The 24,203-nt window shown below is 67.2% G+C and carries 16 protein-coding genes and 1 tRNA gene; 14 read left to right on the forward strand and 3 right to left on the reverse strand.

Going from position 1 to position 24,203, the window contains the following annotated elements:
- The first annotated feature begins 10 nt into the window (after nucleotides 1-10).
- Nucleotides 11-949, forward strand: a complete 939-nt coding sequence (rsmI, locus tag AC3A4Z_RS09630) for a 16S rRNA (cytidine(1402)-2'-O)-methyltransferase (protein ID WP_498711381.1) — start codon at nucleotides 11-13, stop codon at nucleotides 947-949.
- Nucleotides 950-1,133: 184 nt separating this feature from the next.
- A complete protein-coding gene (locus AC3A4Z_RS09635; protein WP_142061812.1) occupies nucleotides 1,134-2,633 on the forward strand; it encodes an NAD-dependent succinate-semialdehyde dehydrogenase in 1,500 nt (499 codons plus the stop codon).
- A gap of 66 nt (nucleotides 2,634-2,699) precedes the next feature.
- On the opposite strand, the gene AC3A4Z_RS09640 is transcribed toward AC3A4Z_RS09635, so the two are convergent.
- The 3 genes from AC3A4Z_RS09640 to AC3A4Z_RS09650 are packed head-to-tail and all read right to left on the reverse strand — an operon-like array spanning nucleotide 2,700 to nucleotide 7,745.
- Nucleotides 2,700-5,195, reverse strand: a complete 2,496-nt coding sequence (locus tag AC3A4Z_RS09640) for a transglutaminase TgpA family protein (protein WP_498711382.1) — start codon at nucleotides 5,193-5,195, stop codon at nucleotides 2,700-2,702.
- Nucleotides 5,192-6,610: a DUF58 domain-containing protein gene (locus AC3A4Z_RS09645; RefSeq protein ID WP_498711383.1), complete on the reverse strand. Its 1,419-nt coding sequence runs from the start codon at nucleotides 6,608-6,610 to the stop codon at nucleotides 5,192-5,194. Before AC3A4Z_RS09645 ends, AC3A4Z_RS09640 begins: the two co-directional genes overlap by 4 nt.
- Before the next feature lie 10 nt (nucleotides 6,611-6,620).
- Entirely contained in the window at nucleotides 6,621-7,745 is a 1,125-nt protein-coding gene (locus tag AC3A4Z_RS09650) for an AAA family ATPase (RefSeq protein WP_498711384.1), read from the reverse strand.
- Between the two features lie 164 nt (nucleotides 7,746-7,909).
- Between AC3A4Z_RS09650 and AC3A4Z_RS09655 the strand changes: the two genes are divergently transcribed.
- From AC3A4Z_RS09655 to AC3A4Z_RS09710, 12 genes are all read left to right on the forward strand, one after another.
- Nucleotides 7,910-8,815, forward strand: coding sequence for a TatD family hydrolase (locus tag AC3A4Z_RS09655; protein WP_498711385.1), 906 nt, complete (start codon nucleotides 7,910-7,912; stop codon nucleotides 8,813-8,815).
- A 281-nt stretch (nucleotides 8,816-9,096) separates the two neighbouring features.
- Entirely contained in the window at nucleotides 9,097-10,269 is a 1,173-nt protein-coding gene (locus AC3A4Z_RS09660; RefSeq protein ID WP_498711386.1) for a resuscitation-promoting factor, read from the forward strand.
- Between the two features lie 122 nt (nucleotides 10,270-10,391).
- Complete coding sequence (gene rsmA / locus AC3A4Z_RS09665; RefSeq protein WP_498711387.1) at nucleotides 10,392-11,264, forward strand: 16S rRNA (adenine(1518)-N(6)/adenine(1519)-N(6))-dimethyltransferase RsmA; 873 nt, start codon at nucleotides 10,392-10,394, stop codon at nucleotides 11,262-11,264.
- Complete coding sequence (locus AC3A4Z_RS09670; RefSeq protein WP_498711388.1) at nucleotides 11,261-12,223, forward strand: 4-(cytidine 5'-diphospho)-2-C-methyl-D-erythritol kinase; 963 nt, start codon at nucleotides 11,261-11,263, stop codon at nucleotides 12,221-12,223. The genes rsmA and AC3A4Z_RS09670 overlap by 4 nt, the downstream gene beginning before the upstream one ends.
- A 35-nt stretch (nucleotides 12,224-12,258) precedes the next feature.
- Nucleotides 12,259-14,091, forward strand: coding sequence for an ABC-F family ATP-binding cassette domain-containing protein (locus AC3A4Z_RS09675; RefSeq protein ID WP_498711389.1), 1,833 nt, complete (start codon nucleotides 12,259-12,261; stop codon nucleotides 14,089-14,091).
- Nucleotides 14,092-14,175: 84 nt separating this feature from the next.
- Nucleotides 14,176-14,247, forward strand: a tRNA-Gln gene (locus tag AC3A4Z_RS09680).
- Between the two features lie 106 nt (nucleotides 14,248-14,353).
- Complete coding sequence (gene glmU, locus AC3A4Z_RS09685) at nucleotides 14,354-15,835, forward strand: bifunctional UDP-N-acetylglucosamine diphosphorylase/glucosamine-1-phosphate N-acetyltransferase GlmU (protein ID WP_498711390.1); 1,482 nt, start codon at nucleotides 14,354-14,356, stop codon at nucleotides 15,833-15,835.
- On the forward strand, nucleotides 15,835-16,815 hold the full coding sequence (locus AC3A4Z_RS09690) for a ribose-phosphate diphosphokinase (protein ID WP_050055844.1): 981 nt from the start codon (nucleotides 15,835-15,837) through the stop codon (nucleotides 16,813-16,815). Before glmU ends, AC3A4Z_RS09690 begins: the two co-directional genes overlap by 1 nt.
- 240 nt (nucleotides 16,816-17,055) lie before the next feature.
- On the forward strand, nucleotides 17,056-17,652 hold the full coding sequence (locus AC3A4Z_RS09695) for a 50S ribosomal protein L25/general stress protein Ctc (protein ID WP_493970403.1): 597 nt from the start codon (nucleotides 17,056-17,058) through the stop codon (nucleotides 17,650-17,652).
- A gap of 85 nt (nucleotides 17,653-17,737) precedes the next feature.
- Nucleotides 17,738-18,328 carry an aminoacyl-tRNA hydrolase gene (pth, locus tag AC3A4Z_RS09700; protein WP_498711391.1) on the forward strand — a complete coding sequence of 197 codons (591 nt, stop codon included), beginning with the start codon at nucleotides 17,738-17,740 and terminating at the stop codon, nucleotides 18,326-18,328.
- 123 nt (nucleotides 18,329-18,451) lie between these two features.
- A complete protein-coding gene (locus AC3A4Z_RS09705) occupies nucleotides 18,452-21,187 on the forward strand; it encodes a helix-turn-helix transcriptional regulator (RefSeq protein ID WP_498711392.1) in 2,736 nt (911 codons plus the stop codon).
- A gap of 52 nt (nucleotides 21,188-21,239) precedes the next feature.
- Nucleotides 21,240-23,843, forward strand: coding sequence for a helix-turn-helix transcriptional regulator (locus AC3A4Z_RS09710; protein WP_498711433.1), 2,604 nt, complete (start codon nucleotides 21,240-21,242; stop codon nucleotides 23,841-23,843).
- The last annotated feature ends 360 nt before the right edge of the window (nucleotides 23,844-24,203 follow it).

Below are 24,203 nucleotides of genomic sequence, written 5' to 3' on the forward strand. Positions count from 1 at the left end.
GGCTGGTGGCGTGGACCCTAACCCCAGACCCTTCCCTGATTCCGGCACTGTAACCTCCAGCCAGGCTGGTGGAGAGCCCGCCGAGGACGGGGGAGCGGCCGCGGCGCCAGGGCAGGCGGCCGGGCGGATCGTGCTCGCAGCCACGCCCATCGGCAACACCGGTGATGCCTCCGCCCGGCTGGTGGAACTGCTGGGCACGGCGGACATTGTTGCCGCCGAGGATACCCGCCGGCTGCACCGCCTGGTGCAGAGCCTGGGGGTCACCGTGGCCGGCCGCGTCATCAGCTACCACGAACACAACGAGGCCGCCAAGACTGCTGAGCTCCTCGACCAGGTCAAGGCAGGCAAGACCCTGGTGATGGTCACCGATGCGGGAATGCCGTCCGTGTCCGACCCCGGCTTCCGGCTGGTCGAAGGTGCCGTGTCCGCCGGCCTCACCGTTACCGCCGTTCCGGGACCCTCGGCGGTGCTGACGGCGCTGGCGTTGTCCGGCCTGCCCACCGACCGTTTCTGCTTTGAAGGGTTCCTGCCGCGGAAGGCCGGCGAAAGGGCTTCGCGTCTGGCCGACCTTGCCCAGGAGCGGCGCACCATGGTGTTCTTCGAAGCGCCGCACCGGCTCGAAGCGATGCTGCGCGCCCTGCGGGAACGTTTTGGACCTGAGCGGCGCGTCGCCGTCTGCCGCGAACTGACCAAAACCTACGAGGAAGTGATCCGCGGTTCCCTGGGCGAACTCCTGCAGTGGGCCGAAAGCACCGAGGTCCGGGGTGAGATTGCCGTTGTCCTGGCAGGCGCACCCGAGCAGGCCGCCGGAACACCGGAGGACCACGTGGCCGCGGTTAATGAACTGGTGGCGCAGGGCATCCGGCTGAAGGAGGCCGTGGCCGCCGTCGCCGAGGATGTCCGGGTGAGCAAACGGGAGCTTTATTCAGCGGTTTTGGCCGCCCGCTAAGCACGCCTCGTTCAACGACGAAACGGCTGTGCAGGTGCACAGCCGTTTCGTCGTCGAGTAGTGCGTAAAGGCGTAGACCGGGCGGAAGCCCGGCAGTAGTCTGGCAACTAATCAGCCCGTATCACCGCGGCCATTCCGGCCGCTTGCCCGTGGCTGCAACAACCCTACTGACGAGGGAGTCATCGTGACTGTCACTGCACAGCCGGCCGTTTCCGCAGAACGCGAAAGCGCCCTTTTGGCCTCTGTTCCCACCGGCCTGCTTATCAATGGTGAGTGGCGGGCTGCCGCTTCCGGCAAGACCTTCGACGTCGAAGATCCGGCCACGGGCAAGGTGCTGTTGAGCATTGCCGACGCCGGGCCTGAAGATGGTGCCGCGGCCCTGGACGCCGCTGCTGCCGCGCAGGAGTCCTGGGCGAAGGTCCCGCCGCGCGAACGCGGTGAAATCCTGCGCCGCGCCTTTGACCTGGTCACCGAGCGCGCTGAGGACTTCGCGCTTTTGATGACCATGGAAATGGGCAAGCCCCTGGCCGAGGCCCGCGGTGAGGTGACCTATGGTGCCGAGTTCCTGCGCTGGTTCTCCGAGGAGGCTGTCCGTGCTTTCGGCCGCTACTCGGTCTCCCCGGACGGCAAGTCCCGGCTGCTGGTCACCAAGAAGCCCGTGGGTCCCTGCCTGCTGATCACCCCGTGGAACTTCCCGCTGGCCATGGCCACCCGCAAGATCGCCCCCGCAGTCGCCGCAGGCTGCACCATGGTGCTGAAGTCCGCGAACCTCACGCCGCTGACCTCCCAGCTGTTCGCCGCCGTCATGATGGAAGCCGGCCTGCCCGCCGGCGTCCTGAACGTCATCCCCACCTCCACGGCCGGCGCCACCACTGGCCCGCTGATCAAGGACTCCCGGCTCCGCAAGCTCTCCTTCACCGGCTCCACCGAGGTGGGCCGCCGCCTGCTCTCCGACGCCTCCGAGACCGTGCTGCGCACCTCCATGGAGCTCGGCGGGAACGCCCCGTTCGTCGTCTTTGAAGACGCCGACCTGGACGCCGCCGTCGCCGGCGCCATGCTCGCCAAACTGCGGAACATGGGCGAGGCCTGCACCGCGGCCAACCGGTTCATCGTGCACGAATCGGTCGCTGCCGAGTTTGCGGAGAAGTTCGCCGCGAAGATGCGGGAGATGACCACCGCCAGGGGCACCGAGCCGGAATCCAAGGTGGGTCCGCTGATCGATGCCAAGAGCCGGGATAAGGTCCACGAACTGGTCTCCGACGCCGTTGCCTCCGGCGCCACGGCCGTTGTGGGCGGCGGACCGGTGGAGGGCCCGGGCTACTTCTACCAGCCCACCATTCTCTCCGGCGTCACCGAGGGCACCCGGATCCTGTCCGAGGAGATCTTCGGGCCTGTCGCCCCGATCACCACCTTCAGCAGCGAAGACGACGCCGTACGGCTGGCCAACAACACCGAATACGGGCTCGTGGCCTACGTCTTCACCAAGGACCTGAACCGCGGCATCCGGATGGGCGAAAAACTCGAAACCGGCATGCTGGGCCTGAACGCCGGCGTCATCTCCAACGCCGCCGCACCCTTCGGCGGCGTCAAGCAGTCCGGCCTGGGCCGCGAAGGCGGCCTCGAAGGCATCGAGGAATACCTCTACACCCAGTACATCGGCATCGCCGATCCCTACGCCGGGTAGCCTTCGCCCTCCGGTGAAAGCCGCCGCCTGCCCTGGAACAGCAATGCCCGCATCGGAACTCCTGCCCTAGGAGTGTCCGGACCAGCGAGCTGACCAGGTGCGCGCGGCGGCTTTCGCGTTCTTGCCTGCTGCTACGGCAGCACCAAAGGCGATCCTGAAAGGTGTACCAAGCAGGCGTCCCAGCCGGGCAACAACCGACGGCGGCAGCCAGACGGCGCGGAGGCGGCGAAGAGCGCCGGCGTTGCCGCGCAAGGCTGTTTCGAGGGCGGCGACGCGGGCACCTGCCACCTGGCCGGCCCGGGACGCCTTCCTATCAATGTCCGCCGGATCCGCCTCGGGGACACCCTCCACCAGGGGCGGACCGTACTTTTGGCGTTCGAAGTCTGACGTCAACGCGGCCGCGGCCGAGTGGGCGGCGTCGTCCATTCCGCCCGGATCCCCCAGCAAAGCGGAACCCCGGAGCCGGGCCGAGTAGGCCCGCGGCGTTTCGCTCGGCTCGGGCGGCAGGCCGTAGTCCGTCCCCAGGTCCACCATTTCGCTCCATGCCAGCGGCACGGCAGCGGCCGGATCAGCCGCCCTGAGCCGCCGCGCCCGGATCGCTGCCCGGACCAGGCGGGGCGAGGCGGCGAGCAGCGCGGCACCCAGGAGCGCTCCCGCACCCAACAGCCAGGGCAGGAGCTGGGATCCGGTGTCAGCGGTTCCGCCCGCGCCCGGACCGGGCAGCGGGGCGGCGCTCGGCGCCGGGGCCGGGGCGGGGGTGGCGTCCGGGACCAGGTCGTCGTTGTTTTCGATCGAGCCGGGGGCTGAGGCGGTGGAACTTTCGGTGGCATAGTCCGGCACCACGCCGCGGGACGGCGTTGGTTCGAACGGGACCCAGCCCAGGCCCTGGAAGTAGAGCTCCGGCCAGGCGTGGGCATCGCGCGCATCCACCTCATATTCGGGCAGGGCGCCCTGGCCGGCCACGGACACCGTGGCACCGGTCAGCCTGCCCGGCGCATACCCCACGGCGATCCGGCTGGGGATCCCTTCAAGCCGGGCCATCACGGCCATGGCCGAAGCGTAGTGGATGCAGTACCCGCTCTTCTGCTCCAGGAAGTCGGCAAGGACCGAGAGTCCGTTCCCGTCATAACCGCCCTGCACGGGGGACTGCAGCGAGTAGGTGAATTGGGCGGACCGCAGGTACTTCTGGATGGCCATCGCCTTGTCATACGGCGAGGCGCCCGAACCGGCCACGGTGTCCGCCGTGGTCCGGACGATGTCCGGAACGTTGCCTGGGATCCTGGTGAAGTCGTCCGCGATGCCCTGCACAGGAGCTGAAGACGTGGCCAGCAGCCCGGCGGTCAGCTTCGGAACCGTGGACGTGACCAGGTACTCCTGCCGGCGTGAGGTGGTGTCGGTCCCCTTGATGCTCAAGGTGGCAGGATCCCAGGTCCACCGCCCCTGAAGCCCGCGCACGGACTCTGGGGCGTACGGAACCGGAAGGTAGGGGCTGGTGAACGTTCCGGTATCTATGGCTGTAACCAGCTGCTGCTCGTCGGACACGGTGTAGCCGGGGTCGATCAGGTTGCCCAGCGGGCGACGGGAGGCGTTGCGGTCGTCGGGGCCCCAGGAGTCGCCGTCGAAATTGTCCACTGTGACAGAGCGCAGGTACAGCGGGGCGGGGGAATTGGTGGCATAGCTGATGCGGCCGCTGCCGGCAGGGGTGCGCAGGCTGTTGCCCAGCGTGATCATCGGGTTCAGGCCGGTGGACGTGCCCCAGGGGTTGATCCGCGAGCCTTGCGGGAAGGTGCCCTGGTCAAATCCGGGGATGGCCAGCGGCAGCACCAGGGTGGCGGCCACCGCCACGGCGCCGGTGAGGACAGCCCTCCGCCCCTGGCCGGGGTTGCGCGCCGAATCCGCCGGAGTCCGCGCGTCCGGAACGTACCACTGGCTGCAGGCCAGGATCATCAGGTAGCCCGCAACGGTGGCAGCGAATCCCCAGAAGCCCACGCTTTGGGGTTTGATCATCGCCGGCACCACCAGGATGGCCAGCAGGCCCACTCCGGTGGCTGCCGGCATCCCGAGCGGGACGGCCAGCGCGTCCACCAGGATCACGGCCAGGCCCAGGACGGCGCAGATCACCATCACGATGCCCACGTTGGGCGCCACGGGAGCGGTTTCGGAGAGCACGGTTTCGCTGGCGCGGCGGATCAGCCGGTCAAGTTCCGCGAGGCTGCCGGCCGTGGGAATGATGCCCGCGAAACTGGTGCTGCGGAAGAACGTCAGGGTCAGGATGGCGCCGAGGGAAAGGAAACCGCCGGCAGTCACCAGCAGCGGCTGCGCCCGGACCGCACGCAGCACGGCGAGGGTGAGGCTGACGACCAGGACGGTGGTGAAAACGGGCCAGTACCAGGCCCAGCCCCGCAACACTCCGTTCAGCGACAGGGCAGCCCCGGCCACTGCCAGGGCGATGGCCGCAGCCATCACCCACGGGTAGGCGCCTACGCGGGCGCGTCCTGCCGGGGTTCCTGCCGCCGGCTGCTGCTGGCCGGTTCCGGGTTTCCTGGCGGGTGCGATGGTCATCGGGCCACCCCCGCTCCGCGCCGGACCTCCGCAGCCGGTGGTTCCGGTACGTCAAGGTCCTGGTCGAACTGGTTCCAGGCGGCAGCCACGGAGACGCTTGGTGCCACCGCCGCAGCCCGCCAGCCTCCCTGCCGGAGCTTCTCCAGGGCATCCTCGAACTCCGCCGGGCGCTCCGCCACCAGGATGGCAAAGGCGTTGGTGCCGTAGCCTGCGGCGGGGGCAAGGGACAGCGCCTCCAGTGCGGAGATCCTGCCCAGGACGGCAATGACCGGGCCCCGCATGCGGTGGGCGGAGAGCTTGTCCATGAGGTTGTCATCAAAAGGCGGGGGTCCTGCCTCCTGGCCGTGCGATTCCCTGCTGCCGAAAAAGTCCCTGCGCGTGGCGTCCCCGCGCTGGTGGTGGGGGCCCGTGAGCTGGATGGCGGCGAGGCTCTCGGCGATGGACTGGAGCCCGGAGGCTCCGCTGTACTCTTCCAGCTCCGGCTCGGGAGCCGACGGCGAACGCAGAAAAGCCGGTTCCCCGCGTGCATCCAGGAGACGCAGGGCGTAATTGCGTTCGGAAAGGTGGGCGCTGATGGACATGGCGGCCACCACGGCCCACTCGAAGGTTTCGCTGCTGACCATCGTGTGGCCGTCCTGGGCGGCGCCGGAGCCGCCGGAGAACGCACCGAACCGGTGATCCAGGATGATAGTGGCCTCCGGCGTGGTGACGGATTCCTCCTGCCGCACCATCAGCTCGCCGTGGCGCGCGGTGGCCGCCCAGTGCACCCGGCGCATCGGGTCCCCGTGGCGGTATTCGCGGGTCATCACATCGTCATCGCTGGGATTGGCCCGGATCCGCGTGGCCGTGACGCCGTCGTTGCCCCGGGCACCCGCCAGTCCCGTCAGCGGAAGGACGACGGCGGCGGGCGTCACGGTGAGGGTGTCGCCGTCGTCAATGGCCTGCCTGTGCAGCGACAGGCCGAACGGGTCGGTGAACTCCGCCGTCACTGGTCCGATCAGGAACTGGCCGCGCTGGGCGGAGCGCAGGCGGTACTCGTACCTGCTGGTGCCGCCGCTGGCAGAGCGCGAGGGGAACCGGAAGGCGGGCGACTCGCCAAACCTTGGCGGCAGCCGTTCCTCCATGGTGGCGCGGCCGGTTGCTGCTCCGGTCCGTGCCACCGCAAGTCTGACCGTGGTGGGCGCGGACGTTTCCACCGGGGAGGGATTGAATTCGCGGTAAACCTGGAAGCGGGGTTTCACCAGCCGGATTCCGGCGAGGGAAACCAGCGGAAGGACAAAGAGGAGCACAGCCAGGCTCAACAGGTCCCTGCGGCCCATGACCTGCGCAGCGGCAAGTGCTGCTGCCCCTGCGGCCAGCATTCCCCAGCCGCGTTGGGTGAAGAGGTGTCGGGGCAGTCGGTCCGGCAGTGCCATGGAAGTCCGCCTAGTGGTTCCTGCTCATGCCTGCCACGGGGACACTCCGGCCGGCAGGCGCGGAAGCCCTGGCCCCGGTATCCGCCTGCTTCTGGGCCACGGGCAGCCGGGACAGGATGCCGCGCAGGACGCTGTGTGCCGTTTCCCCTGCACCCGCCGCCTTCCGGTCCAGGATGATCCGGTGCGCCAGGACAGCTTCGGCAACATCCACAACGTCGTCCGGCAGGACGAAATCGCGGCCGTCCAAAGCCGCTGTCGCCTTTGCGGCGCGCAGCAGCTGCAGCATGGACCGGGGGCTGGCGCCGAGGCGAAGAAGGGGGCTTTCCCGGGTGGCCCGGCCCACGGACACGGTATATTCCTTGACCGCCTGCGAGACGTAGACCTGCTGGACGGTGGCGATCATGGCAGCCACGTCGGCGGTGCTCACCACAGGCGACACTTTGGCCAGCGGGGAAGCCGACTGGTGGGTCTCGAGCATCTCGATCTCAGCCTCCTTGTCCGGGTAGCCCATGGAGATCCGCGCCATAAAGCGGTCCCGCTGGGCCTCGGGCAGGGGATACGTTCCCTCCATCTCGATGGGATTCTGCGTGGCCACCACCATGAACGGCTCGTCCAGCCGGTAGGAATTGCCGTCCACCGTCACCTGGTGCTCCTCCATGCACTCCAGCAGCGCCGACTGCGTCTTCGCTGATGCCCGGTTGATCTCGTCGCCAATAACAATGTTGGCGAAGACCGCACCGGGCCGGAACTCAAAGAGCCTGGAGGACTGGTTGTAGATGGACACGCCCGTTACGTCGGAAGGAAGCAGGTCCGGGGTGAACTGGATCCGGTTGACAGTGCAGTCGATGGTCCGGGCCAGCGTTTTTGCCAGGAGTGTCTTGCCGACGCCCGGCACGTCCTCCAGCAGCAGGTGGCCCTGGGCGAGCAGTACCGTCAATGCGAGCTTCGCGGCGTCCGATTTGCCGTCGATCACCGTATTAACAGTCGTCAGGATCCGCTGGCTTGCATCGTGAAAGGAGGGGGCATCCATGGCAGCGGTCCGGTGGCCGTTCAGGTGGCTGACCGGCTCTGCGACTCCCGCCAGGTTGCGGTTCGCAGCGCTCACATCGTTGGCAGTGCGTCGGTGGGATTCCATCGGCAACCTTTCAGCCCGGGGTACTCCTGGACGGGACAGCTGGCCCTGCCTTCGCCCGTCGGTGGGCGTCCGCATGTGTTCGTACCAGACTACTAACACAACTGCCGCAGCAGACAGAGAGTTCCAACAAATATGGGGCCCCACTGTCGGTTTAGGCTTGATGGATGTGCAATCCGCTGATCCCTGCCGCCTACCGTGCTCCCGGCGCCGCCAGTGCACCGGAATCCGGAAGTTCCCGGCAGCGGGATTTTCCTCCCGCTCCTGAGCCCTTGCCGGTGCCCGTTATGGACAACCACACGCACCTCGACTTTCCGGACGGACAGGCGCCGGTGGGGGTCAAGGAAGCACTCGACGCCGCTGCGGCGGTAGGTGTCCAGGGTGCCGTGCAGGTGGGCTGCGACCTGGAATCATCCCGGTTCACGGTCCAGGCGGTGGACCTCGATGAGCGGCTGCTGGGGGCCGTGGCACTTCACCCCAACGATGCTCCCCTCTACGCGGCACGGGGCCAGTTGGAAGAGGCACTGGCGGAAATCGAACAACTGGCCGCCCATCCCCGGATCCGCGCCATCGGCGAAACCGGCCTTGACTTCTTCCGCACCGAGGGGGAGGGTCTGGCCCACCAGCGCTATTCCTTCCGCCGCCATATCGACATCGCCAAGCGGCTGGACCTCACCCTGCAGATTCATGACCGCGACGCCCACAGCGACGTGGTGCAGGTCCTCAAGGAAGAAGGAGCCCCGGAACGGGTGGTTTTCCACTGTTTTTCCGGGGACGAGGAACTGGCGGCCACCTGCAACCGGGAAGGCTGGTATATGTCTTTTGCCGGGACCCTGACGTTCAAGAACGCGGCGAACCTGCGGGCCGCGCTCGCGGTCGCCGACCCCGGACTCCTCCTGGTGGAAACGGACTCCCCGTTCCTGACTCCGCATCCCCACAGGGGGAAGCCCAACGCCAGCTACATGGTTCCCTACACGGTCCGCGCGATGGCTGAATTGACAAACCGGGACCTTGCGGGGCTGTGTGCCGGAATCAGTGAAAATACCGTGCGCGCCTACGGGAAATGGGATTAAGAACACGTTACCTGTCGCAGGCGAACCGAATACCTGGTATGCAAATTTCTTGGCGGCTTTATAACGCTACGGTTACAGTGGGAAACTACTAGCCGGGGTCGGGGAAGGCCACCGGGTAAATTCACCCTTTCTGCAGCAGGATCTGCCGGGCTTCTCCCGGCCTGTCCGCTGCGCAGGGTGTGGCGGCGCAACGGTGCCCGGACTACTCCTCTTTGAGGCGGTGCCCGGGCATTTTATTGCGCTCTCCCCGTGCCCGGACGGAGCTAAAGTTACGGGCAATCGTGGTCAAGTTCTTCACAACGGACGGCAAGTTCAGCTTTTTCAAGGTTGGAACCCAGCTTCTGGTGCTGTGTGCGCTGGTGGTCGGGCTCGTAGCCTTCGTGGGCAATAACAAAACCATCACGCTCAACGTTGATGGCAAGGTAACTTCCGTCCAAACCTTCGGTGGCACAGTGGGGCAGGTCGTCAAAAGCGCCAACCTTGAACTGAAGCCGGCGGACCGGGTTTCCCCGGCCATCGACTCCACCGTCCAGAACGGCACGGTTATCAACGTCAACCAGGCCAAGGAAGTCAAAGTCAGCCTGGACGGCGCCGAAAAAACGGTGAACACCACCGCCCAGGACGTTGAAGGACTCGTCACGGAACTCGGTGTCGCAAGCGCCTCTTCCGTCTCGGTCCCCAAAGACGCCCAGCTCGCAGTGGCAGGCTCTTTCGTTTCGATCTCCACTCCCAAGGCCGTGAGCATCGTCGCCGACGGCAAGGTGCAGACCGCCACTACCACCGCCGCTACCGTGGGCAACGTCCTGGAAGACGCCGGCCTGACCCTCGGAGCCAATGACCGGTCATCCCAGCCGGCCAACGCCCACGTGGTCAACAACATGGTGATCAAGGTTTCCCGGGTTGACACCGGCCAGACCGCCGTGGCCACCGAGGACGTCCCCTTCAAGACCGAAACCGTCGAAAGCGCCGAGCTTTTGAAGGGTGAAAAGGAAGTCACCCAGGCCGGTTCAGCCGGCAAGCTGGAGAAGACCTTCAAGCTGGTCCTGGTGGACGGCCGCGAAGCGTCCCGCACCCTGGTCACCGAGTCCGTCACTGCACAGCCCGTGACCGAGAAGATCACCGTGGGCACCAAGCCCAAGCCGGTGGCCCAGGCCGCGCCCGCCGCCCCCACTGCCGGTGCCAGCACCGGTGCCGCCGCCCCGGCGATGATGAACGAGGCCATGTGGGACAAGATCGCCCAGTGCGAATCAGGCGGAAACTGGTCCATCAACACCGGCAACGGCTACTACGGCGGCCTCCAGTTCAACATCCAGACCTGGATCGGAGCAGGCGGCGGCGCGTACGCCCCGAACGCCAGCCTCGCCTCCAAGGCCCAGCAGATCGACATCGCCAACCGCGTTTACGCACAGCGCGGCCTGCAGCCCTGGGGCTGCGGCTGGGCTGCCAGCAGCTGACGCAAGGCACAGCTGAACCACACCGCCTGACGGCCGGGCCCGGATCTTCCGGGCCCGGCCGCGGCCTTTAACCGCGTCTTGGCCGGGCAGGGCGGCAGCGGCATGCGGGATAGGATACCTAGGTGACTGAACCCATCCCCGCCGCGCCCGCACCGCTGTTTGGTGCCTCCGACATACGCCGGCTGGCGGAAGAGATCGGTATCCGCCCCACCAAGACCCTCGGCCAGAACTTTGTGATTGACGGCAACACTATCCGCAGGATCGTGGCCGCTGCCGGTGTTGGACCGGACGAGACAGTGCTGGAAGTGGGGCCCGGCCTCGGGTCGCTGACCCTGGGCCTGCTGGACGCGGCCGCCGCAGTGGTGGCGGTGGAGATTGACCCCGTACTGGCGGCGAAGCTCCCGGAAACCGTCAAGGAATGGCGCCCGGCCGCCGTCGGCAGCTTCCACCTGGTCCAGGCAGACGCGATGAAGGTGACCGAACTCCCCGTCCAGCCCACCGCGCTGGTGGCCAACCTGCCGTACAACGTGGCCGTGCCCGTGGTGCTGCACCTCCTGCAGCATTTCCCCAGCCTCCAGCACGGCCTGGTAATGGTCCAGGACGAAGTGGCTGACCGGCTGGCAGCCGTGCCGGGGTCCAAGATCTACGGCGTTCCGTCCGTGAAGGCCGCCTGGTACAGCCACATGCGCAAAGCCGGCGTCATCGGCATGAACGTCTTCTGGCCCGCACCCAAGATCCACTCCGGGCTGGTGTCCTTCACCCGGCATGAGCCGCCCGCCACCACCGCCACCCGCGAGCAGGTCTTCGCCGTGGTGGACGCCGCCTTCGCGCAGCGCCGCAAGACCCTCCGCGCAGCCCTTGCCGGCTGGGCCGGCAGCGCCCCGGAGGCGGAGCGCTGCCTCGTTGCAGCCGGCGTCGACCCCACCGCCCGTGGTGAAGTGATCGACATTGCAGACTTTGCGAGGATCGCCGAAGCACGCGAGGCCCGCCCGTGAACGCCCTCCCGGGACGCTTCGCCGCCAGGACGGTCCGGGCCAAGGCGCCCGGCAAGGTGAACGTCTCCCTGGACGTCGGTCCGCTCCGGCCGGACGGCTACCATTCGGTGGCCAGCGTCTACCTCGCCGTGTCCCTGTACGAGGAGGTCACGGCCACCAGCACCGAAACGCCGGGGATCACCGTCAGCCTCAGCCCGGACAGCACACTTGACCTGGACGCCGTCCACATCCCCCTGGACCAGAACAACCTGGCGTACAAGGCGGCGGCCATCATGGCTGACGTCTCCGAGCGCCCAACAGGAGTCCACCTGGAGATCACCAAACGCGTGCCGGTGGCAGGCGGCATGGGCGGCGGCTCAGCGGACGCCGCCGCGACGCTCCTGGCCTGCGATGCACTCTGGAACAGCGGCCTCTCCCGCGAGGAACTCGCCCACCTGGCCGCCGAGCTCGGCGCCGACGTCCCCTTCTCCCTGCTGGGCGGAACCGCCGTTGGCCTTGGGGTGGGCGACGAACTTTCCCCGGCCCTGGCCAAGGCGCAGACGGACTGGGTCCTGGTCACGGCGGACTACGGACTTCCCACGCCGGAGGTGTACCGGACGTTGGACCGGCTGCGGGCCGCGGAAGGCATCGACGGCGCCGAACCCACCGGCGTGGATCCGCAGGTCCTCACCGCCCTCCGCAGCGGGGACGCGGAAGCGCTGAGCCGGGTCCTGGTGAACGACCTCCAGCGGGCCGCCATCGAACTGGCCCCCTCATTGCGCGATACGCTGGGAATCGGCGAAGCGCACGGTGCCGTTGCAGGCATCGTCTCAGGTTCGGGCCCCACCGTGGCCCTGCTGGCCGATGATCCCGTTGCCGCCGAGGGCCTGGCGGAAAACCTGCGGCGCTACGGCCTGACGGCCCTTGCCGTGCACGGCCCCGTTCCCGGGGCGCGCATCATCTCCGACACCCTTCTCTAAGACGTACAGTTCCCGGCAGCAGAAAGCAGTTCCCTTTGGCACACCTTCTTGGCGGCGAGAACCTCACCGTCGCGTACGCAACCCGCACCGTCCTGGACGGCATCACCCTCGGGCTTGAGGAGGGCGACCGGATTGGCATGGTGGGACGGAACGGCGACGGCAAGTCCACCCTGATGCGCCTTCTGGCGCTGCGGTCCACCCCCGACTCCGGCAGGGTCACCAAGCGCGGCGATGTCAACGTGGGGTACCTGGACCAAAGCGACGTGCTCGACGGCGACCTGACAGTGGGTGCCGCGATCGTGGGTGACCAGGCGGATTACGAATGGGCGCGGAACCCGCAGATCCGCGAGATCATGGGCGGGCTGGTGTCCGACGTCGACTGGCACGCCAACGTTCACGCCCTGTCCGGCGGGCAGAAGCGGCGCGTGGCACTGGCCAAGCTCCTGATTGAGGACCATGACGTCATCATGCTGGACGAGCCCACCAACCACCTGGACGTGGAAGGCGTCGCCTGGCTGTCCCGGCACCTGAAGACGCGCTGGCGGGCGAACCAGGGGGCCTTCCTGGTGGTCACCCACGACCGCTGGTTCCTGGACGAGGTCTGCAACAAAACCTGGGAAGTCCATGACGGCGTCGTGGACCCCTTCGAGGGCGGTTACGCGGCCTACGTGCTGGCCCGCGCCGAGCGGGACCGCGCGGCCTCGGTAATGGAAAGCAAACGCCAGCAGCTGGTCAAGAAGGAACTCGCGTGGCTGCGCCGTGGTGCCCCGGCGCGGACCGCCAAGCCGAAGTTCCGGATTGAAGCGGCGAATGCCCTCATCGCCGATGTCCCTGAGCCCAGGGACTCCACCGCCCTGAGCAAGATGGCCACCGCCCGCCTCGGCAAGGACGTGCTGGACCTGGAGAACGTCTCGCTGGACTTCCTCGGCGGCAGCGAAGGGCAAAAACTCTTTGACAACATCACCCTCCGCCTTGCGCCGGGCGAGCGGCTGGGGCTGGTGGGTGTCAATGGTGCAGGCAAGACCACACTGTTGAAACTGCTCAACGGCCAGATCGAGCCGACGTCCGGCAAACTCAAGCGCGGCAAGACCGTGGTCACCGCTGTGCTGACCCAGGAGGTCAAAGAGCTCGACGACGTCTCGGACCTGCGCGTGATCGAGGTCATCGAACGTGAGAAGCGATCCTTCAACGTGGGCGGCAAGGAGTTTTCGGCGGGCCAGCTCGTGGAGCAGCTTGGCTTCACCAACGAAAAGCAGTGGACCCCGGTCAAGGACCTCTCCGGCGGTGAGCGGCGCCGCCTCCAGCTGCTGCGCCTGCTGGTAGGGGAGCCGAACGTGCTGATGCTTGATGAGCCCACCAACGACCTCGACACCGATACCTTGGCGGCCGTGGAGGACGTCCTGGACGGCTGGCCGGGAACACTTGTGGTGGTGAGCCACGACCGCTACCTGCTGGAGCGGGTTACCGACCACCAGATGGCACTGCTCGGCGACGGCAAGATCCGCGCCCTGCCACGCGGTGTGGACCAGTACCTGGAACTCAGGGAAGCCACCCTGGCCGGCTCAACTATCACCGGCGGCGGCAACCCCGTCACCGGCGCAGGCTCCGGAACGGGCGCCGCAGCCGCTCCCGCCGGGCCTTCCGAAGCACAAAAACGCGACGCCCGGAAAGCACTGAACAGAATCGAGCGGCAGCTCAACAAGCTGGAACAGCAGGAAAAGAAGCTCCACGACCAGATGGTGAAGAGCACAGAGAAGTCCGATTTCGACGCCCTGGCCGAACAAAACAGGCAGCTTAAGGACCTCGCCGACGAAAAGGACGCCCTCGAACTCGAATGGCTGGAAGCCTCCGAGGTCCTGGGCGAATAGGCCGCCACGGGTGCCGTGTCGCGCGGCGCCCCGAACCCGTGGCAAAATAGGGACTTGTGCCCGGGGCTTAGGCCCACGGCACGGTCCGCTCTGGTGTAACGGCAGCACCCCGGCCTTTGGAGCCGTGGAGTATAGGTTCGAATCCTATGGGCGGAACTGCTGTGCCAGGAGCTTCAGTAGCATCACCATCGGTGCCCCCGCCGGCTGGAGGCCGGGCGGGCACCCGCAAGCGCCAGCGTAACCAAGCAAGGAGAGCCCGTACGTGATCCCCGAGAAAACCGGTCCGGCCGCAGTCATCGTTCTGGCGGCAGGCGCCGGTACCCGGATGAAATCGCGTACCCCCAAGATCCTGCATGAGATCGGCGGCCGGTCCATGGTGGCCCACGCCCTCCTGGCCGCCCGCAGCATCAACCCCCGCCAGCTTGCCGTGGTGGTCCGCCACGAACGCGACCTGGTGGCACGCCACCTCGCGGACGTCGATCCGGCCGCCGTCATTGTGGACCAGGACGAGATCCCCGGCACCGGCCGTGCAGTGGAGGTGGCCCTGCAGGCCCTCGACGCCGAGCAGAAGCTCACCGGAACCGTGGTGGTGACCTACGGCGACGTGCCGCTTCTCTCCGGCGCCCTGCTGGCCGAACTCGTGTCCGCCCATGAACGCGACGCCAACGCCGTCACCGTCCTCACCGCGGTCCTGGACGACGCCACCGGCTACGGCCGGATCCTCCGCGGCGAGGACGGCACCGTCACCGGCATCCGCGAACACAAGGACGCCTCCGACGCCGAGCGCCTCATCCGCGAAGTCAACTCAGGGATCTACGCCTTTGACGCCGCCGTCCTCCGCGACGCGCTGGCCCACGTCACCACAGACAACTCGCAGGGCGAAAAGTACCTCACCGATGTCCTGGCCCTGGCCCGGCAGTCCGGCGGCCGCGTGGCCGCCGTGGTCACAGCGGACCGCTGGCAGGTGGAGGGCGCGAACGACCGCGTCCAGCTCGCCGCCCTTGGCGCCGAACTGAACCGCCGCGTGGTGGAAGCCTGGATGCGCGCCGGCGTCACCGTGGTGGATCCGTCCACCACCTGGATCGATTCCACCGTGACCCTGGACGAGGACGTCCGGCTCCTGCCCAACATCCAGCTGCACGGCTCCACGAGCGTGGCCCGGGACGCCGTGGTGGGCCCGGACACCACGCTGACTGACGTCACGGTGGGTGAGGGCGCCAAGGTTGTCCGCACCCACGGTTCCGGCGCGGTGATCGGCCCGGACGCCGCCGTCGGCCCCTTTACGTACCTCCGCCCCGGCACCGTCCTGGGCGAGAGCGGCAAGATCGGCGCGTTCTACGAGACCAAGAACGTCACCATCGGGCGCGGCTCAAAGCTGTCCCACCTCGGCTACGCCGGCGACGCCGAGATCGGCGAGGACACCAACATCGGCTGCGGAAACATCACTGCCAATTACGACGGCGAGAAGAAGCACCGCACGGTCATCGGCTCAGGCGTCAGGACCGGCTCCAACACAGTCTTTGTTGCCCCGGTCACCGTGGGGGACGGCGCGTACAGCGGCGCCGGCGCGGTGATACGCAAGGACGTTCCGGCGGGCGCGCTCGCCCTGACAGTGGCGGCGCAGCGCAACACCGAGGGCTGGGTCCCGGCCAACCGGCCCGGAACCCGCTCCGCCGAACTGGCCCAGGCAGCCACCACAAATTCCTCAAGTACCCCGGCATCTACAGAAGAGGGCAAGCAATAATGAGCGAAATTACGGCGCGCGGCGAAAAGAAGCTGGTGCTGGCCACCGGCCGTGCCCACCCCGAGCTGGCCCGGGAGATCGCCAAGGAGCTGGGCACTGAGCTGCTGCCGGTGGACGCCTACGACTTCGCCAACGGCGAGATCTATGTGCGCGCCGGCGAAAGCGTCCGCGGAACCGACGCCTTCGTTATCCAGGCGCACCCGGCCCCGCTGAACAACTGGCTGATGGAACAGCTGATCATGATCGACTCGCTGAAGCGGGCCTCCGCCAAGCGCATCACCGTTGTTTCCCCCTTCTACCCGTACGCCCGGCAGGACAAAAAGGGCCGCGGCCGCGAGCCCATCTCGGCCCGCCTGGTGGCAGACCTCTACAAGACCGCCGGTGCGGACCGCATCATGAGCGTGGACCTGCACACCTCCCAGATCCAGGGCTTCTTTGACGGCCCCGTGGACCACCTGATGGCTATCCCGCTGCTGGCCGATTACATCCGGACCCGCGTGGACGCCGAGAACATCACCGTGGTTTCGCCGGACACGGGCCGCGTCCGGGTAGCCGAGCAGTGGGCTGAGCGCCTGGGCGGCGCCCCGCTGGCGTTCGTGCACAAGAGCCGGGACCTGACCGTCCCCAACCAGGCCGTTTCAAAGACAGTGGTGGGCCAGATCGAAGGCCGCACCTGCGTCCTGATCGACGACATGATCGACACCGGCGGAACCATCTCCGGCGCGGTCAACGTGCTGAAGAACGCCGGAGCCAAGGACGTCATCATCGCTGCCACGCACGCGGTCTTCTCCGAGCCGGCCGCCCAGCGGCTCTCGGAGTCCGGCGCCCGTGAGGTTGTGGTCACCAACACCCTCCCGCTCTCCTCCGCGCAGCGCTTCCCGCAGCTGACGGTGCTGTCCATCGCGCCGCTGATCGCCCGCGCCGTCCGCGAAGTGTTCGACGACGGCTCCGTCACCAGCCTGTTCGACGGCAAGGCCTGACCGCAACCACCGGCGCCGGACCGTTTTAAGGAATCTGGTCCGGCGCTGGTAGACTCTTCAGCGATACCTTGGCGAGGGAGAGCCCCGGTAACCGCACGTGCGGGAACCGGACCGCAGTCTCCGTTATCGACTGGGTCTGAATCTCCCTTCGAAGTGGGCGGCCTCCGGGCCGCCTGGCGTTGAAGGTCGCAACAGACCTCCGCCCTTGCTGAACACCGTTTAGTTTTCAAGGAGATATCCATGTCTGAGCAGAAGCTCGCAGCAGAAGTACGCACCGAATTCGGCAAGGGCTACGCCCGCCGCGCCCGGATGAACAACCAGATCCCCGCCGTCATCTACGGCCACGGCGCAGAGCCCATCCACATCACCCTCCCGGCCAAGGCAACCACCCTGGCTGTCCGCACCGCCAACGCCCTGCTGTCCCTGGACATCAACGGCGAAGGCCACCTGGCCCTGGTGAAGGACGTCCAGCGCGACCCGATCAAGCAGATCATCGAGCACATCGACCTGCTGACCGTCCGCCAGGGCGAGAAGGTCACCGTTGACATCCCCGTCCACGTTGTTGGCGAAGTTGCCCCCGGCAACGCCTACAACCAGGAACTGACCGTCATCTCGCTCGAGGCCGAGGCAACCCACCTGCCCACCGCCGTCGAGGTTGACATCGAAGGCCGCACCGCCGGACAGCACATCCACGCTTCCGACCTGGTCCTGCCCAAGGGAGCAGTCCTGCTGGCCGACGCTGAGGCACTTGTGGTACACATCTCCGAGGCTACCGAGGTCTCCGAGGAAGAGGCCTCGGCCGACACCACTGAAGGCTCCTCGGTCGCAGCTGAGTAGTCTCCTCCTTTTTTCTGTGGCCGGGTCCCTCTGGGGCCTGGCCACAGCCGTATCACGCCCAACCTGCCCAACTTAGGATGGACCCATGACTGACACCTGGCTGATCGTCGGCCTCGGAAACCCCGGCGCCCAGTATCAAGGCAACCGGCATAACGTCGGCCAGATGGTGCTTGACGAACTCGCCGGGCGGGTGGGGGCGGCTTTCAAGACCCACAAATCGCGGGCCCAGGTGGTGGAGGGGCGGCTTGGAATCGGCGGCCCCCGCGTGGTGCTGGCCAAACCGATGAGCTACATGAACGTTTCAGGCGGCCCGGTCTCGGCCCTGGCCAATTTCTACGGCATCGAACCGGATCACGTGGTAGCAGTCCACGACGAAATCGACATCCCCTTCAACACGGTCAAGCTCAAGATTGGCGGGGGAGAAGGCGGCCACAACGGGCTGCGCGACATCTCCAAAGCGCTCGGCACCAAGGACTACTACCGTGTCCGCGTAGGAGTGGGCCGGCCGCCCGGCCGGATGGACACCGCCGACTTCGTGCTGCGGGATTTCGGTACTGCCGAGCTCAAAGAGCTGCCCTTCCTCCTGGATGAGGCCGCTGATGCTGTGGAGTTGCTGGTGCGGGACGGGCTGCTGCAGGCGCAGCAGAAATTCCATCCTGCCAAGGCCGGGCAATAACAACACAAAAAACTTAAAGTCGCCCGGACCTGTTTCCTTGTCTGTCCCACGAGGTACTCTGTCTCCAAGGCGGGGGAGCAATGGGGCTACATCCCGCTATCAGGGGACGTAGGGGATAAGTTCATGTCAATCGAGCCACTCAGCTGGGGACGTGGGTCAACACCTCCGGGCGCTGGGCTGCAGAAGGAAACCTCCGGGATACCCGAAGGTCAGCATTGGTCTGCCCCTGCCCGCAGCGCAAACCTTGAATCCGTCCGGGCAGCGCTGACCACCGAAAATTCCCTCGGCGTTGTGATCACCGGCGGCCGCGGCGTGGGGAAGTCGTCACTGGCCCGGGCTGCCGTGGCTGACCTTGGCCCCGATGCCTGGTCCCTTCAACTCCGCAGCGGCCCGGCCGGCGCCAACACGCCCTACGGTTGCCTCTCCTTCCTGCTGGCCCGCCTCCCACAGGCCTACATGGGCTCACCCACGGCCATCCTGCGCGGCATCACGTCGCTGATCCGGAGCGATGCCGCCGGACGGCCCTGCGTCATTACCCTTGATACTTCCGGAAGCATCGACGACATGAGCGCCGGGGTGCTCCTGAACGTACTCCTGACCGGGACCGCCAGGATCATCGCCGTAGCACCGAAGATCAGCGACCTTCCGCCGGACTTCCACTGGCTGCTCACTGACCGGCGTCTCACCGAGGTCCGGCTGAGCAACCTGAACGAGTTGCAGACCCGGCAGGTGCTGTTGTCCCTGCTGGGCCACCGGGTCTCCGCCTCGTTGGTCAACACGTACCACCACACGGTGGGCGGCAACCCGCTGCTGCTGAAGGCACTGGTCACCGAGCAAAAACTCTCCGGAAACCTGGTCCTGTCCGACTCCGTCTGGACCCTCCGCGACAAAGTGGTGCTCGACGGCGCCGCCAGCCTTGATGACATCGTCCGCTCGCGCTGGTCAAGGGAGACTCCGGAAACGCGGGAAGTCATCGAAATGCTCTCCTGTGCCCGGCGGGTGGAACTCTCCAGGCTCACGGCCATCTACAGTTCCGACGTAGTGGCTGACATGGAGGACGGGGGCCTGCTGGAGATCGACGACTCCGACCACCGCTGGGTGTCCTTGCGGGAGAAATACATCGGCGATGTGGTGCGCTCCTGGTTGAGTATTGCCCGGCGGCGTGAGCTCCGCAGCGAGCTGCTCGGCGGGACGGAACCCGATCCCGCGGAGATGACAGTCGACGAGCTGATGGCCTTCGCCGCCTGGACCCATGAATGCGAAGCCGAGCTCAGCCCTGCCCTTGCCCTCGCCGCCGCTGAAGCTGCCGTCCAGCTTTTTGACCCCCGCTTCGCCCTGGCCTACGCGGACATGCTCAAGAGGACGGACGCACAGTGGGTGCCTGCCCAGCGGCACAAAGCCGCCGCATACCTTCAGCTCGACCTCCCCGTCCAGGCCCTGGCAGCCCTGGATGACATCTCGCAGCCCGAACTGGACAGCGTGGGCGTCGAAGAATACGCGCAGGTCGTTGCGGCCAAGGCCCGCGTTATGCTGTGGCTGCCGGAGCACGCAGGCAAAGTTCCTGACCTTCTTGCCGACGCACGGGAAAGGCTGGATTCGGCCGGGAGCCAGGCCGCCTGGCCGCACCCGGCAGTATGTGCGGCAAACCAGGTAGCGCTGAGCGGATTCGAATACCGCGCCTTCGCCGGTGACTATGCCGCCATGATTCCGGAGCTTGAAGCCGCAGCGGATCCCGCCCGCAACCCGGACATGTCCTACCGCATGCAGGCGTCCGTCATCCTGATGACCGCGCTGTCCCTGACAGGCCGGGAAATGGATGCATTGAGCCTGATGCGGCGGCTGGGCGGGCAGATCACGGATGCATCGCACGTGGTGGGCCTGCGCGAGCAGTACACCAGGGAGGCGTTCGTGGTGCTGCTGATGGCCGGGCAGTGGCGGCGCTGCATTGATCTTGTGGGCCCGCATGTCGACGGCGGATCGGACCGGATGCCTTACCGGAGCGCAGCGTCTGAACTTGCCGCAGGTGTGGCCTATGTCTATTCCGGCCGTGGCGGTGCCGCCCTGGATCCTCTGATTTCGGCGGTGGCCCAGCTGGAACTCCAGCCTGCCCAGGCCGCCCTGCGCACGGCGTATGCGGCTACGGCCCTGGCGTACGCCCAGACGGGCAACGCGCCCCAGTCGCGAAAGTACCTGGCAAAGCTGCAAAGGACCGCCGGCACATCCAGTTTCGCAGCCGAGAACATCATTGAGTTCTGTGCCCTGGTTGCCGGGCGCTGGCTGGGTGACTCCGAATCGGTTGCCGGACTCAAGCAGTCTGCCCAACGGAACATCAAAGCAGGCTCCTACACACTGGCAGGGATCAGCCTCCTCGCTGCGACGGTCAACGGCAGCGATGCCGACTTCCGCCTGCTGGAGGACATCGCCGGCCACCGCCAGGGCCCGTTGGCAGAAGTCTCCCGGCTCGTTGCCGTGGGCAGCAGGACCAAGGACGCCAAGACCCTCCTCGCGGCCGGCGAACTGGCGGCCACGCTGGAACTGGACGCTGTGGAGGCCCGCTGCATGGCACTGGCCGTGGACTTCGCCCGGCAGGACGGGGATGCGGTCTCGGCCCGGACCGCCCAGGCCCGGCTGGACATCCTCGCTGCCACCGTGGCAAACCTGCCCATCGTGCCCAGCAGCGGCAGCCCGCTGCTCACCGCCCGGGAGCGCCAGATCGCGCGGCTCGCCGGCCGGGGCGCCTCAAACCGTGATATCGCCCTGGAAATGGGCGTATCAGTCCGGACAGTTGAAGGCCACCTGTACCAGGTCTTCACTAAGCTCGGCGTAACTTCCAGGGGTGATCTGACTGGACTCGTCTAACGGCCACAAACCGGCAACGGCCCACCGCGCCCTCACCGGACGGCGGGAGCCGCTGGAACGGATCTGCAACATTGTCAGGAACGGCACCAGCCACGCGGTATTCCTCATGGCCGGGCCCGGCATCGGGAAAACCTCCCTGACGGAGGCGATCGCCGAGCGCCTGGCCGGGCAGTTGAACATTTTGCAGATCCACGGCAGTTCGGCCCTGGCAGCCGTGCCCTTTGGCGTCCTCACCCCCTACACGGGAGACCTGACCGCTGAAGAGTCTGTGTCACCGGTAGCGGTCCTGCGGTCCATGTGGACCTACTTTGAAAAGCTGAAGGCCGGAAGCGGTGCCCCGGTCCTACTGGTGGTAGACGACGCGCACCACCTTGACGAGGCCTCCGCCGGCGTCCTGGCGGACCTCATCTCTGCCGGCTGGGCCACGGTGGTGGCCGCTGCCAGGCCCCGGCCCGGCCTCCCGCAGCCGCTGGACCAGCTCTGGTACGACGGCCTTGCGGAACGGGTGGACCTCCGGCCCTTGAACCGGGAACAGATCGAAGAGGTGCTGGCCCACGTCCTGGACGGGACCGTCCCCCCAGCCACGGTTGACTCCGTCTGGCATGCCTCCGGCGGCAATCCGCGGATCCTGGACGCACTGCTGCACGATGCCGCCGAATCCGGTGTCCTGGCAAAGCGCAACGGCATCTGGGTACTGCTGGGCCCCCTGCCGGCTGACGGACCGCAGCTCACGGCCGTGGTGACCAAGGACCATCTCCGGCGGTCACCGGAGGAGCAGGAAGCGCTGAAGCTCATCGCCCTCGCCGGACCCGTAGGCCGGAAGGTGATCGAGGAAATCAGCGGGGCCGCCGTGGTCCGGTCCCTCATCGACCAGCAGATGGTCTCCGAGAGTTCCGGCGTTCCTGTGGAGCTCTCCATCTGGAACTCCCTGTTCGCCAAGGCCATCAGGAACACCCTCTCAGTGTCCCGGAGCCTGCAACTGCTGGAGCGGATCCGGGCCCACCAGGACAGCACAGCCCTGCGCGGCGAGGGCATGCTCCGCTCCGTCGAGTGGGCTTTTGAGGTTGGCCTGCGGATCCCTGACCAGGAGATGCTGCAGGCCGCACGCGAAGCCTTGCGCCGGTTCCGCAACGACAGTGCGAGCACTATTGCCGCGAAAGTCCGGGACCCCGCACTGGTACCCCTGGCCAAAGCCGTCCAGGCCCGGGCGCTGTACAACGAGGGCGTGTACGGGCAGGCCGCCAATCTTCTTGACGCCTGCTGGCGGGAACTGTCCGGTACTGCGGAGGGTCCCGCCGTCGTCCTGCTCCGTGCAGCCGCCCACCAGGCACAAGGCGCCCCGCTCAATGTCCTCATCGAGGACATGCGGGAACACGTCCAACAGCCCGTAGAGGGGGACCGGTCCGCGCATGACCAACTCCTGCGCCTCCTCCGCCTCCTGGAGCTGGGCGCGGAAGTGGACGCGGAAGCGCTGGCCGCCGAGGTCCGGGAGATCAGGAACACTGCCTCCCCGGACGGTGGAGGCGAACCCGTACGGACACTGGGGGAGGCGCTCCTGGCGCACGCCCTGGCTGCTGCCGGCCGCGCTTCCGAAGGCCTGGATTCGGCGCTGCTGGCCGCTTCCGAGCTGCCCCCGCTGGAGGACAGCCTGTTCTTCTACACGGAGTTTGTGCTGGGCCGGCTGGTGACCGATTACCTTGCCATGGGCGAGTGGGAATCAGCGGAGCGCGAACTCGACAATTACGGGAGCAGCCACTCGCTTGGGGCCGCCACCTTCAACGGCAGCCTCCAGGTGCTGCGAGGATACTCCCTGCTGCGGCAGGGCCGGATGGAGCGTGCATACCAGGTGCTGCTCCCGGCCGTGGAGGCGCTCCGGCTGAACGATCCGCTGCAGCTTTTCCGCTTGGGTTCGGCCTTGGGCTTTTACGTTGCCGCGCGGCTGGGGGATACCGCCCAGGGGCAGCGCCTGGAACAGGACTACAGCGATGCTGCCACAGGCGGCCCTGCCCACGAGCTGCTCGCCGCGGCCTACAGTGCTGCTGCCGCAGAATACCTGTCCAGGGACGGCAAGGGCCTGGCCGCGCTGCACACGCTGGCCACCACCCCTGACGCCACCGCCAGGGCCGGAACCCTGCTCGAACTCCTGGCCATCTGCTGGGACCTGGGCGACCCCTCGGTCATCCCGATGGTGCAGACGGTTGCGAAGACTGTCGAGGGCCGGTGGGCGCAGGCGATGCTGGTCCTGGCCGCCCGGTGGGAAGAAGCTGACGGGGACGCCCTGATGGAAACCGCCGCCGGCCTCGAAGAATCGGGGTTCGTGAATCTGGCCCGGGAAGCTTACGCCCGCGCCAGCACCCTCCTGGAGCAGGCGGGGGAACGCCGGCGCTCCCGGCAGGCCGTGGCCCTGCGCGAGAAATGCGACCACGAACTGGGCGAGAGGTTCCGGGAAGGCCGCTTCATCGCCGCGGCTCCCGCCGTCCACCTCACCCGCCGTGAACAGGACATCGTAGGCCTGGCTGTCCAGGGCCTCACGGACCGCGAAATCGCCCAGCGGCTGATGGTGTCAGTGCGAACGGTGGAGGGCCACCTGTACCGCACCTACGTCAAGCTAGGCGTGCGGAGCCGGGACGAGCTGGAGTCCGCCCTGCCCAAGTAGGCCCCCTGGAGCGGCGCCCGGTCAAAGCTTCGCCGAAGCACCGGCGTGGCCCGCCATGCCCTCTGCCGGCACACCCGCCTGGCCTACCCATGCCCTCTGCCGGCACACCCGGCAGGCACGCCACAGCCGCCCGGCCTTACTTTCGGAGCCTTCCGGGTATCTGCGGCCCACAGGTAGTGGCCCGCAGGCGAATTCGAGTACACCCTACTCGTGTGCAGGGTGGCGCCGGAGTATTTACTTATGGAAGCAAAGCAAGCGGCACGAAAGAAGCCAGAGCAGCGCGAACAACAAGGCCTCTGTATCCAACAACTTCCGGTCCCTCGGGACCGGGCTGGACGGGGCCGGCGACGTCAGAGTCTT

It is taken from the genome of Arthrobacter sp. Soil_C_49 (genome assembly GCF_057656635.1).

Excerpts from the sequence above, each read along its gene's own strand:
- AC3A4Z_RS09640 (WP_498711382.1), bottom strand. The coding sequence starts at position 5,195 with ATGACCATCGCACCCGCCAGGAAACCCGGAACCGGCCAGCAGCAGCCG.
- AC3A4Z_RS09645 (WP_498711383.1), bottom strand. The coding sequence starts at position 6,610 with ATGGCACTGCCGGACCGACTGCCCCGACACCTCTTCACCCAACGCGGC.
- AC3A4Z_RS09650 (WP_498711384.1), bottom strand. The coding sequence starts at position 7,745 with ATGGAATCCCACCGACGCACTGCCAACGATGTGAGCGCTGCGAACCGC.
- AC3A4Z_RS09655 (WP_498711385.1), top strand. The coding sequence starts at position 7,910 with ATGTGCAATCCGCTGATCCCTGCCGCCTACCGTGCTCCCGGCGCCGCC.
- AC3A4Z_RS09690 (WP_050055844.1), top strand. The coding sequence starts at position 15,835 with ATGAGCGAAATTACGGCGCGCGGCGAAAAGAAGCTGGTGCTGGCCACC.
- AC3A4Z_RS09695 (WP_493970403.1), top strand. The coding sequence starts at position 17,056 with ATGTCTGAGCAGAAGCTCGCAGCAGAAGTACGCACCGAATTCGGCAAG.
- pth (WP_498711391.1), top strand. The coding sequence starts at position 17,738 with ATGACTGACACCTGGCTGATCGTCGGCCTCGGAAACCCCGGCGCCCAG.
- AC3A4Z_RS09705 (WP_498711392.1), top strand. The coding sequence starts at position 18,452 with ATGTCAATCGAGCCACTCAGCTGGGGACGTGGGTCAACACCTCCGGGC.